This is a genomic window from Roseibium denhamense, from assembly GCF_009711415.1.
Lineage (GTDB): Bacteria > Pseudomonadota > Alphaproteobacteria > Rhizobiales > Stappiaceae > Roseibium > Roseibium denhamense.
This window is the reverse complement of record NZ_SMLZ01000067.1, coordinates 1-10701: the sequence shown is the minus strand read 5'-3', so window position 1 is coordinate 10701 and position 10701 is coordinate 1. Positions and strand designations below refer to the sequence as shown.

The following is a 10701-nucleotide window of genomic DNA, read 5'->3' as shown; positions in this document are numbered from 1 at the left end:
CCAGAGTGCGCTTTCCCCGCTGGCCTGTTCACAGGTCCAGCCAGACTTGCAGCTATCCCGCTTAAGCAAGGTATTCGGCTTGCATAGAGCCTTGAGAAAACGAAGCCTCTGTTTCCGGTCCGCCTTGCCCGTACCGACTGCCCAACTCATGAAGCCACCCTCCGCCAGTCGGAAAACAGCGGGTCCTGACGCAGGGAAATAAGATTTGCGATCTGTCCAACCATCATATCAAATCCGACATCATCGCGGCGGTCTTCTATCGATTTAAAAGCATGAGCGACCGTTGACCGGTCCCGGCCATATCTTCTTGCGATGTCGCTGACCCGAATGCCGAACTCAACATGAGCAAGATACATGACGAGCTGACGTGCTTCGGCTATGTGAGCGGGCCCGCGGGTCTCAAGGTAGAATTCGATAGGTTTGATACAGTAGGCGCGCGACACATACCCTTCAGCAAGGTGAAGGTGTGCGGCAAGCCGGTTTTGTGTCAGTAGCTGATGAACTCCAACGCGGCCTCCCCCAAGACCCGTCCGGTACTCCCATCCCCTCATCCGAACCATTCTGTTACTCCCGATTGGTGAAACATCACGCTTCTTGTCGGCTAGGCTTATTTTCCTACAGTGTACCGTCACAATTTATGGTGGGGGATAAGTTCATCAACAACCTTAAAGCGGACCATTAATGGTAAACAGCCAGAACGCGTCACTTGTCCGGGTAAGCTTTGATACAGCACACGAAAAAAGCCGCCCGATTGGGCGGCTTTCTTAAAGACCGGTATGTGTCCGGGGTTATTTGGAGCGCTTGCGCTGCTGTCCCAAACCCATCTTCTTGGCGAGTTCCGAGCGTGCTGCCGCATAGTTCGGCGCAACCATCGGATAGTCTGCACCAAGGTCCCACTTATCCCGGTACTCTTCCGGTGTCATATTGTAGTGGGTCCGCAGGTGGCGCTTCAGCGACTTGAACTTTTTGCCGTCTTCAAGGCAAATGATGTAATCCGGCATGACCGATTTCTTGACCGGAACTGCGGGCTTAAGCGGCTCGGGCTCAGGTTCGTTTGCGGCGGTTGCCGTCTTCTGCAACGCGCCATAAACCTCATTGATCAAACCGGGCAAATCTGTAGAGGCAACCGTATTATTGCTCACATATGCCGACACGATGTCTGCAGTCAGGTCAATCAGATTGGCATCAACCGGATTTTCAGTCATATTTCACCTGTAGTTCGCGGAAATTAATATCTCTTGTGGTTATTACCTGCAAAATCGCAACGTCGAAGCATCGGCAAGAAAACGGTTACTTGATGACGTGGAAATCAGAAAACGATTCTACTTCGCAGGTGAACGTTGAAGCCTTATATCCCTGGGATCCTTTTCAGACAACCCCTACTTACAAATAAACAGCAGATTCTAGCAATAAACATCAAATTGTCTTTATCACGACTATTTCACAGTCGGCGATAGATTCAAGGAAATGATAGTATAACGGAAATATCAAACACGCTGCGTAAGTGGCCGTAAGGCCACCAATTATGATTTTCGCGGCAGCGTTTCTTTCAAGGCGTCAATTTTGGTATCGGCGCATGGCTGGTACCCAGCCTCGTAGGCCGCCTTCGCCAGCAAATGGGCTGCGATAGGGGCCGTCAAAAGAAAGAACACAACCCCTGCGATCGCACGGGTGACAACAGAAGCGTCACCTGCATAGAGCGCCAGCGCCAGAAGCATCAAACCTGACCCGAGGGTCCCAGCCTTAGAAGCTGCATGGGTTCGCATGTAGACATCTTTCAGGCGCAGAAGCCCAATGGAAGCGATAAGCGCAAACAACGCTCCGATGATCAGCATGATGCCCGTGATAATCGCGACGACGGCTGTCATTGGCCTGCCTCCCGGCGTTTGATGCTCTCTTCAACTTCCTCGATGATTGTGTCGTCCCCCGCCAGGCCCCTGTTCAAGATAAATCTTGCAAAGGCAACTGTTGCCAGAAAGCCCACAAGTCCCAGCGTAATGGCGATATCGATGTAGAGGTAATACTCAGTCAAAAGACCAATCGCGGCGATAAAACCGATGCCGACGGCAACAAGCATATCCAGAGCGACCACGCGGTCAGGCAGACTGGGTCCCTTCACCGTGCGATAGACGATCAGCAAGAAGGCGATGGTCAAAATCCCAAGAGAGAAGGTAATTGACCACGACAGGAAGTCTGCCGCAAATGCGTCCAGCGAACTCATCTGAACACCTCCAAAATCTTACGCTCAAAGCCATTCTTGATGTCATCGATCGTCGCTTGCGGATCGGGAACGTCAATACAATGGATATAGAGCGTCTTGCGGTCATCTGAGACATCGACGGACAGTGTGCCCGGTGTCAACGTGATGAGGTTGGCAAGCATGGTGATCTCAAAATCCCGGTCAACGGTCAAAGGATAGGCGATGATGCCGGGCTCCAGCTCGATCTTCGGCTGGATAACGATCACCGCAACCCGCCACGCAGACAGGATCAGCTCGTAAATGAATAGGAGCGCAAGGCCAAGTGCCTGACGAATTCTCCGGAAGTAGGCAGTCGTTCCAACCTGTTCGCGGATCAGGTAAAGCGCGAAGAAACCAAGAACCAGACCAAATCCTAGATTGATCTCGGAAAAATTGCCTGTGACGGCGGCCCAAGCGAGCGCCAGCAAGATGTTGATCAGGAACAAGCTGGTCATCATTGATCTCCGAACACAGACCGCACATACCCGAGCGGATCAACAAGCCCGGCTGCGCCGCGGGCGGAAAGATCGATCATCCATTCCGGTTGCAGTCCGAAGTAGACGACCATTGCCGTCAGAATACCGAGCGGAACCCACACGGTGGCGCCGATGACCGTGCCTGCACTCTGGCCGTCTGCTGGCGCAACGGCTTGACCATCAGGCGTTCCCTCAGGACCACCGCGCCAAAATGCATAGATCCACACGCGGCCCATGGCGATGGTAGTCAGGAAGCCGCTGAACAGAATTGCAGCTCCGAGCCAGCCCCTGCCATCTGAGAACGCGGCATCCACCAGGATAACCTTCGGCCAGAAACCGGAGAACGGCGGAAGCCCGGAAACCGCGAATGCCAACACCAAGAACAACGCGGCGAACGCAACGTTTTGTTGATAAAGCCCACCCAGTCCGCGCAAATCGTAGGAACCGCCAAGTTGGTTCATAACGCCGGCCGCCATGTAAAGAGCGGTCATCACGATGATCGAATGCACGGCATAAAAGATCGTGCCCGAAATCGCGGTCGTTGTGACTTCCGGGTTTGTGCCGATTGCAAGGCCCGCCAGCATCGCTCCGATTCCCGCAATGACAAGATAGCCAAGCAGTCGGCGGATCTCACTTTGGGCAAGCGCACCGAAGGCTCCGGTCAGAAGGGTTGCAATGGCCACCAGTGCGATGAGATCTGCCAAATACTCGCGTGATGCCGGCATGATCAGCACCATGATCCGGAGCAGCGCGTAAACGCCAACCTTTGTCAGAAGCCCAGCAAAGACCGCCGACACAACAATGTTCGGCGTGTGGTAGGAGGCAGGCAGCCAGAAGTTGACCGGAAACGCAGCCGCCTTCATAGCAAATGCCAGGAAATACAAAACGGCGATCGTCAGCAAGGTGCCGGATGCCGGAGCATCGAGTTCTGAGATCTTGATCGCAATATCGGCCATGTTCAGTGTCCCAAAGACACCGTAGACCATGCCAGTACCGATCAGGAAAAAGTTGGTGCCGATGAGATTAAGCACGCCATACTTCACGGCTCCGTCCAGCTGCACCCGGCTGTTGCCGAGGATCAGCAGACCGTAAGACGAGATCAAAAGCACCTCGAACCAGACGTAGAGGTTGAAGAGATCCCCTGTTAGGAACGCCCCGCACACGCCTGACATGAGCAGAACAAGGAACGGATAAAAACCGTAGCGCCGGCCGGTGGAGTCGACCGTTGAAATGCCAAAAAGCCCCGCGCAAAACGCAACGACGGAAGCAATCAGAGACAAGGTTGCGCCGAGCGGGTCAACGGTGAAGGCGATGCCGAAAGGCGGCAGCCAGCCGCCCATGACCATGGTGATCACACCCTGGTCCAAGACCCGCGCTAACAAGCCGACATTTGCCGCAACAAGGAGCGACAGGAAGAACATCGCCAGTTTCGGCTGCAGGCTCACGTTTTTGCGGGCCATGAGGCAAATCGCGCCGCCGAGCAAACCGATCAGAACCGGCGCAACCACAAGCCAGTCACCGGGGGCAACCGGCGCAAGGTTCATGGCAGCGGCGTAATCAACTTTGGCAGTAGTGGTGGTCGGACCAGCCATATCAGATCAGTATCCTTGCGGCGGAAGTGGGTCGTTTTCGGGCTCGGCAACGCGCATGTCATTTACGTCGTCGGTGCCGACTTCCTGGTAGGCCCGGAACGCCAGAACAAGAAGGAAAGCGAAGAAGGAGAAGGAGATAACGATAGCTGTGAGGACCAGTGCCTGAGGCAGCGGGTTCGCAGTGACCTCGGTTGGAACCAAAAGCCCCTCGGGAATTACGGGCGGAACTTCGCGGGTCAAACGGCCATTAACGAAAATGGACATGTTGACCGCGTTGCCCAGGATCGCAATGCCAAGCATCATTCTGACGAGCTGCTTGGACAGCATCAGGTAGACCGAGACCGCAAAGAAGAGCCCGACCAGGATTGCTGGAACCGTTTCCATCAGTCGCTCTCCCTTTCCTCAAGCGCCAGGGCAATGGAACTGATTGCCCCCACGACCACCAGATAAACGCCGATATCAAAAATCAGCGGTGTTGAGAGTTTGATCTCGACGCCAAACAGGTTGACCGGCCACCATTGGCTGGTCATGAAGGGCTGGGCCGTGAACAGTGAAATCACGCCGGCGGCTGCGCCAATGAACAACCCGAAGCCGGCAAGGCTCATGGGATGCACGATGATGGCCCGGCGGACAGATGCCACGCCGCAGGCGATGCCGAAAATCGCCAGGGCAGACGCTGCGATCAGACCGCCGATAAAGCCACCGCCCGGCTCATTGTGGCCGCGGAGCAAAACAAAGATCGAATACAGCACCATGAGAGCGGACAGATAAGGCGCGATGGTGCGGAATATGACGGTGCGCATCACACGGCCTCCTTCGATTTTGCGGATTTCGATGCCTTGGGGCGATCGCCAATCGGGTCAGCCTGCTTGGTATGAACGCGAATGAGCGCAAGAACACAAAGCCCTGCAAGCGCAACAACGGCGATCTCTCCAAGCGTATCAATGCCGCGGAAGTCGACCAGGATCACGTTGACGATGTTCCGGCCGTAGGCGATTGAGTTGCTGTACTCTGTAAAGAAGTCCGACAGCGCCCGGTCGAATGGCTGCTGGGTAATTGCCATCAGCGTCAAGCCGATCCCTGCACCAACAGAAAGCGCAATCGTGCCCGTCACCATGGATGCGGTACTGCTGCGGTGATCGCGCGGCGACAGGTTGAGCCGGGTCATGACCAGCGCCAGAATAACGACCGACAACGTCTCGACCATCAGCTGCGTGAAGGCAAGGTCGGGTGCCCCGAACAAGAGGAAAATGATCGCAACGGCAAAACCCTGAATCCCAAGCGAGACGATCGCTGTCAGGCGTGTCTTCGCAATCAGCACCGCCACAAGCCCGAGGACCGCCACGAGGAAAATGCTCCATTCATAGAATGTGTGCACCGGCATCTGCGGCACAGCGGGCAATCCGCCGCCGACAATGGCAGGCACGAGAACAGCGCCAGCGGCCGCGACAAAGGTCAACACCATATAGGTCTGCATCTTGCCGCCCTGAACAAGCCGGGTGATGGCGGACGACACCGATACGATCCCGGCGATTGCCTGGTCGAACCCTTTGTCCGGCCCCCAGCCGATAGCAGTCAGCGCCCCGGCAATCATAGCCCGCAACCGATCCAGCTGCAGGAAGAGGACAACGCCCAGCGCAACCGTGATGGTGGACAAAATGACCGGAGGCGAGATGATTTTGGCCGGGAGCAGATGCAGATCGATCTGGGTGAACGTACCGACAAGCGACGACAAAGTCGGACCGATGAACAACACGCCTGTCGTATGCGGGATCAAGGCAAGTATGAGGCCAACAACAGATAGAACAACTGGTCCAGCATAAAGCAGCACGGGCCCTTCATGCGCATGCTTCGGTGTGTCGGTTTTCGGTCCGAAGAAAGGCTTGATCGCAACGGCCGCCGCTATGACCAGCATCAGCGCGTTCCCGACTACGGCAACACCTGTCATGACCAGGCCAGTGCCTGGCCAACCCCATGTCCCGTAATAAAGGATTTCCTTCGCGATGAAGCCGATGAACGGAGGAAGCCCAGACATGGACAGACCGGCAAGACAAGCTGCGGCGAATGTAATTGGCATGGCCGAACGCAGGCCGCCCAGCTTGGTTACATCGCGGGTGCCTGCTTCATGGTCGATTGTACCAGCGACCATGAACAGCGCGCCTTTGAACAAGGAGTGCGCCAGCAGATAAAGCACAGCGCCCTCCAGAGCTTTCTCGTAACTGCTTCCGGTCAGCATGACCAGCAGACCGAGCGAGGCGACGGTCGTATAGGCCAGCATCAGCTTGAGATCGGTTTGACGGACAGCGAGAATGGTTCCAACCAGCAGTGTCACGCCCCCGAACAGCGGCAGAACAGTGGTCCACAAGGCCGTCTCACCCAACACCGGATGCATCCGCATCAGAAGATAGACGCCTGCCTTGACCATGGTTGCGGAGTGCAAGAACGCAGACACCGGAGTCGGCGCCTCCATCGCGTTGGGCAACCAGAAATGGAAGGGGAACTGGGCAGATTTCGTGAATGCACCGCCGAGGACAAGGATGAAGATCGGCAGGTACCAGCCACTGTCTTTGATAACGTCTGGCGAGGCCAGCAGTGCCGACATCTCCATCTGGCCGGTCACGTTTATGATCAGGATGATCCCGGCCAGCAGCAGCAATCCTCCGCCGCCGGTCACGACAAGCGCCTGGATTGCAGCCCGGCGCGAGGCAGCCCGCAAATGGTCAAACCCGATCAGCAGGAAGGATGTAATGGATGTCAGTTCCCAGAAGATGAAGAGCGTGAAGAGGTTGTTGCCGAGCACCAGCCCCAGCATTGCCCCCATAAACAGAAACAGAAACGAGAAGAAACGGCCCTGCTGCGGGTGCCCTTTCAGGTATCCGCCAGCATAAAGAATGATGAACGTTCCGATACCGGAGATCAACAGCGCGAAAAGCGTAGACAGACCATCAACATAGACTGAAAAGTTCACACCATAACTGGGCGCCCATGCCACGGCGGCAACAAATGTTCCGCCAATGGAAACAGGCGAAATAAACCCTGCGAAATGGACGAAAATCAGGGCTGGAACGAGCGCAAGCGGCCATGCTGCATTGTGTTTGAACCAGCGCGTTAGGATAGGTGCGACAACGGCCGCAGCAAACGGAGCCAGGACCGCAAGAAGGGTGGTGTCGTCGATCACTGCGGGCGTCATACTGAACTTTCGTGACAGTTTGAAAAGAAACGGTCGGCGTGATCGCACGAATCAGCACCACGCCGCTGAATGATAACGGGCCAGGGACGTCTTAACATGTCTTAGGATGAAGGATTAGTGTTATCAAGCGCGACAACAGCGTTTTTCATAACCCCCCCAGCAACATACCCACTATTTCGGCTGGCATGTATTGCGCCATGTACTGATGTTCAAGATGAAAGGCTGCTGATTTTCGGACAGAGTCATCGAAACCTTTCGACTGGCGTTGCCAGAGCCTTAACAAATCTTTGCTGCTCAAACAGCCCAATCTTGAACAGCCGGATTCCTCTCAAATCGATCCCTGTACGATTTGAAACTTGAAATCCGGCCAGTTCTGCTGAAAGCTGAGAGTGTTAGACATGAGCAAAGCGGGGCGAGAACCGTTGGACACTGACAGACCGATGCCGTCGATCAGCCATCAAGGCGACATTTCCGGTGTGGATTTCAGCGCCCTTGTAACGCTGAGCAATGACGCCATCTTGCTGATGAACCTGGATGGGTCGGTCCGCTTTGTGTCACCCGCTGCAGAAAGACTTTTTGGCTGGAGCTGGACAAAGCTCGCCGACAACTTGACGGACTTGGTCTATATCGGCACGCCAAACTCGGACGCCGAATTGCTCCACGATATCCTGTGCGGCACTGCCAATCCCGACGCCCCATTGCCACACGCCGATTTACAGCTCAGGACTGCGTTTGGACCTCATGCATGGGCAGAAGTTACGGTGCACCTGTTACAGGATTCGGATGGGAAACCTGAAAGTTATGCCGTCTTCATACGTTCGATTGCCAAGCAGAAAGAGCTGGAGAACCAGCTGGAAGCTGCGACCCAGACAGATCCCGTCACCGGGCTTTTCAACCGCCGGGCATTTGAAGAGGGCCTGAGACGCGAATGGGCGGTCGCACTCCGCGAAAAAACCCACACGAGCCTTATCAAGATCTCCATTGATAAATTTGATGCACTGACAAACCACTATGGTCCGTCCGGCGCGGAAGATTGCCTGGTTAAAGTCGCAACCACTTTGAAAGAAACAGCACGCCGGCCAGCCGATATCGCAGCAAGAACCTCAAATTCCGAGTTTTCTCTGCTTCTGCCTCGAACCCATGAGATTGGGGCAGAGACAATAAGCGCCTATCTGCATGTCGCTATCAAGGATCTTGCCATACCCAATCCGGATAACACCTTGGGTGACGGCATCGTTACGGCGTCTGTTGGTGCGGCCTGTTCGGTTGCCGAGTCCACCGGTGCGTCGGAAAGCAGCGAGTTTCTTCTGGCTGCTGCGGAGAACTGCGTCTTCCGTGCCCGGCAGGAAGGCGGAGACAGGGTCAAAACGGTCATGAACTATCTGGGCCGCTAACAAGGCAGCCGTGCGCTAGCGAAGTTTGCGCAAAACGGACTTACTTGTCTGAAAATCATACCTATTTCCCGAACGGGGTTGCCGTGGCAAGGCTAGCGGCTACTTTCTTGGAACGTATAACTCCCCCTCAGGACGATCATAATGAGCGACACGACGAAGGCCCAGAAAGTTCAGAAAACCACCGCTGAATGGATGGATCAGCTGACACCGGAGCAGTTCTTTGTTACCCGGCAATCCGGTACAGAGCGCCCTTTCACGGGACCCTTTTGGAACAGCTTCGACGTTGGACGGTATGACTGCGTTTGCTGCGACGCGCCTCTGTTCCTGTCTGATACCAAGTTCGATGCCGGGTGCGGCTGGCCCAGTTTCTTCCAATCCGTCAGCCCGGATGCCATCAAGGAAATCGAAGATCATTCCCACGGCATGATCCGGACAGAAATCCGCTGTAACCGGTGCGACGCGCATCTTGGCCATGTTTTCCCCGATGGACCGCCGCCGACCGGATTGCGTTACTGCATGAACGGCCATGCGATGGCGTTCGTGAAAGATGGCAGTCTGCCGGAAGGTAGCCGCTGACCCGACAGCAAATCGCAAGAAGCGGGACGGACGCCCCCGCTAAGAACGGAATTACTCTAAGGTATCTTTCTAGAAATCCGCCCGTCTCCTTTACGGTTCCGTTACTTACCTTCGGTATTTATGACGATATTCTGTCATCGATACCGGGGCGCAAAATTGTTGAAAGTGCTGAAAACATGCCATGTCGCGGCCTTCGCGGCTGCTTGCTTTTTCGCTTCGCTTGCGCAGGCTTCGGATCTGGACGCGCCGCGCGAAAAAGTTATCGCGTACACCGGATATCTCCCTCCCCTATCGATTAATGAAGCCGAGAAGGGAATTACGGTTGAGCTAATGGAACTGGTTGCAGAGGAGGCTGGAATTGATTTGGAGATCCGATACGCCCCTTGGAAACGGGCACAAATTCTCGCCGAAAAAACCTCCGGCTCGCTATTGTTCGCACTTGCCTCAACCCGTGAACGGCGGAGCAGATTTCATTACATCGCCCCTCTGATCTACACTGAGAGTGTTTTCGTAACGCTCGAACGCCAGATAAACACTGCGGAGGAAGCCAAAACGGCAGTCCGCCCGATTGGCGTGCATTTGGGCAGCCAGCGGAGCAGGATCCTGAAACGCCACGGCGTATCCAACATTTCCGAAGTTGCAACGGCAGAGCAGCTGGCAGCAATGCTGTACGCTGGAAGGATCGATGCCTGGTACACAATGCGTGTGAGGGCCAATTACACGGCCAAAACACTTGGCTTTGATCCAAAAGCGCTTGTTGCAGGAGCTCCCCTGTCCCACGGAATTCAATGGCTCGCAGCAAACAAGGATGTATCGCCTGAGATGCGCGCACGCTATTCCGCAGCTGTTTCAAAAGTCTGGCGTAATCCGCGCTATTGGCAGATCGTGGACAAATACGCAGAATAGGCGAGCTGGCGTTGGTATAAGCTTTCACAGTGCCGCAAAAACATGCGTCACCCCACAATCGCGTATACCATTATGATATTTCCAAGAAGAGCCAGACCATAAGCCACAGAGCGTGGACCTGGAATGCCCGACAAGTAGGCCGGAACGTAGATACAGCGTGCGAAAACAAAAAGCTGTGCGCCAAGTACGGCGAGCTCGCTGTCGGTGCCGGGGACCACATAGGTCAGCAGGGCAGGCGCTAGAAAAAATGGCAGATTTTCTCTTAAGTTAATGAGCGCTTTCTCCGCACGGCCCGCGTATTTCCCACGCTCCGGCGTGGTATCCCGCC

At 55.2% G+C, this 10701-nt stretch carries 13 protein-coding genes; 3 read left to right on the top strand and 10 right to left on the bottom strand.

What is annotated here, in order from left to right; genetic code table 11:
• Window positions 1-146: 146 nt before the first annotated feature.
• The 9 genes from E1180_RS00565 to E1180_RS00525 all read right to left on the bottom strand — a co-directional run bounded on the left by E1180_RS00565 (window position 147) and on the right by E1180_RS00525 (window position 7497).
• Window positions 147-560: a helix-turn-helix domain-containing protein gene (locus tag E1180_RS00565; RefSeq protein ID WP_208996765.1), complete on the bottom strand. Its 414-nt coding sequence runs from the start codon at window positions 558-560 to the stop codon at window positions 147-149.
• Window positions 561-788: 228 nt separating this feature from the next.
• Window positions 789-1205, bottom strand: a complete 417-nt coding sequence (locus tag E1180_RS00560) for a Ros/MucR family transcriptional regulator (RefSeq protein WP_155189138.1) — start codon at window positions 1203-1205, stop codon at window positions 789-791.
• Window positions 1206-1523: 318 nt separating this feature from the next.
• Window positions 1524-1868 (bottom strand): monovalent cation/H(+) antiporter subunit G, encoded by a 345-nt coding sequence (gene mnhG, locus E1180_RS00555; protein WP_155189137.1) that lies wholly within the window; start codon window positions 1866-1868, stop codon window positions 1524-1526.
• Window positions 1865-2221 (bottom strand): cation:proton antiporter, encoded by a 357-nt coding sequence (locus E1180_RS00550; RefSeq protein ID WP_155189136.1) that lies wholly within the window; start codon window positions 2219-2221, stop codon window positions 1865-1867. Before E1180_RS00550 ends, mnhG begins: the two co-directional genes overlap by 4 nt.
• A complete protein-coding gene (locus E1180_RS00545) occupies window positions 2218-2694 on the bottom strand; it encodes a Na+/H+ antiporter subunit E (protein ID WP_155189140.1) in 477 nt (158 codons plus the stop codon). The genes E1180_RS00550 and E1180_RS00545 overlap by 4 nt, the downstream gene beginning before the upstream one ends.
• Window positions 2694-4307, bottom strand: coding sequence for a Na+/H+ antiporter subunit D (locus E1180_RS00540; RefSeq protein ID WP_155189135.1), 1614 nt, complete (start codon window positions 4305-4307; stop codon window positions 2694-2696). Before E1180_RS00540 ends, E1180_RS00545 begins: the two co-directional genes overlap by 1 nt.
• A 6-nt stretch (window positions 4308-4313) precedes the next feature.
• On the bottom strand, window positions 4314-4691 hold the full coding sequence (locus E1180_RS00535; protein ID WP_155189134.1) for a Na+/H+ antiporter subunit C: 378 nt from the start codon (window positions 4689-4691) through the stop codon (window positions 4314-4316).
• Window positions 4691-5110, bottom strand: a complete 420-nt coding sequence (locus E1180_RS00530; RefSeq protein ID WP_155189133.1) for a Na+/H+ antiporter subunit B — start codon at window positions 5108-5110, stop codon at window positions 4691-4693. Before E1180_RS00530 ends, E1180_RS00535 begins: the two co-directional genes overlap by 1 nt.
• The gene (locus E1180_RS00525; protein ID WP_155189132.1) at window positions 5110-7497 is read right to left on the bottom strand and encodes a putative monovalent cation/H+ antiporter subunit A; all 2388 of its coding nucleotides are present in this window, start codon (window positions 7495-7497) and stop codon (window positions 5110-5112) included. Before E1180_RS00525 ends, E1180_RS00530 begins: the two co-directional genes overlap by 1 nt.
• Before the next feature lie 422 nt (window positions 7498-7919).
• Between E1180_RS00525 and E1180_RS00520 the strand changes: the two genes are divergently transcribed.
• The 3 genes from E1180_RS00520 (at window position 7920) to E1180_RS00510 (ending at window position 10373) form a co-directional block, all read left to right on the top strand.
• Entirely contained in the window at window positions 7920-8891 is a 972-nt protein-coding gene (locus E1180_RS00520) for a sensor domain-containing diguanylate cyclase (protein WP_208996764.1), read from the top strand.
• A 141-nt stretch (window positions 8892-9032) separates the two neighbouring features.
• Window positions 9033-9467 (top strand): peptide-methionine (R)-S-oxide reductase MsrB, encoded by a 435-nt coding sequence (msrB, locus tag E1180_RS00515; protein WP_155189131.1) that lies wholly within the window; start codon window positions 9033-9035, stop codon window positions 9465-9467.
• A 165-nt stretch (window positions 9468-9632) separates the two neighbouring features.
• On the top strand, window positions 9633-10373 hold the full coding sequence (locus E1180_RS00510; RefSeq protein WP_283404428.1) for a substrate-binding periplasmic protein: 741 nt from the start codon (window positions 9633-9635) through the stop codon (window positions 10371-10373).
• Between the two features lie 47 nt (window positions 10374-10420).
• Here the strand turns inward: E1180_RS00510 and E1180_RS00505 are convergent.
• A partial coding sequence (locus tag E1180_RS00505) for an MAPEG family protein (protein WP_196220485.1) occupies window positions 10421-10701 on the bottom strand: 281 nt, incomplete at its 5' end.

Bases quoted from the DNA above. Each gene is read 5' to 3' on its own strand.
- msrB (WP_155189131.1), top strand. From the start codon at position 9,033: ATGAGCGACACGACGAAGGCCCAGAAAGTTCAGAAAACCACCGCTGAA.
- E1180_RS00560 (WP_155189138.1), bottom strand. From the start codon at position 1,205: ATGACTGAAAATCCGGTTGATGCCAATCTGATTGACCTGACTGCAGAC.
- E1180_RS00545 (WP_155189140.1), bottom strand. From the start codon at position 2,694: ATGACCAGCTTGTTCCTGATCAACATCTTGCTGGCGCTCGCTTGGGCC.
- E1180_RS00535 (WP_155189134.1), bottom strand. From the start codon at position 4,691: ATGGAAACGGTTCCAGCAATCCTGGTCGGGCTCTTCTTTGCGGTCTCG.
- E1180_RS00530 (WP_155189133.1), bottom strand. From the start codon at position 5,110: ATGCGCACCGTCATATTCCGCACCATCGCGCCTTATCTGTCCGCTCTC.
- E1180_RS00550 (WP_155189136.1), bottom strand. From the start codon at position 2,221: ATGAGTTCGCTGGACGCATTTGCGGCAGACTTCCTGTCGTGGTCAATT.
- E1180_RS00525 (WP_155189132.1), bottom strand. From the start codon at position 7,497: ATGACGCCCGCAGTGATCGACGACACCACCCTTCTTGCGGTCCTGGCT.
- E1180_RS00540 (WP_155189135.1), bottom strand. From the start codon at position 4,307: ATGGCTGGTCCGACCACCACTACTGCCAAAGTTGATTACGCCGCTGCC.
- mnhG (WP_155189137.1), bottom strand. From the start codon at position 1,868: ATGACAGCCGTCGTCGCGATTATCACGGGCATCATGCTGATCATCGGA.
- E1180_RS00565 (WP_208996765.1), bottom strand. From the start codon at position 560: ATGGTTCGGATGAGGGGATGGGAGTACCGGACGGGTCTTGGGGGAGGC.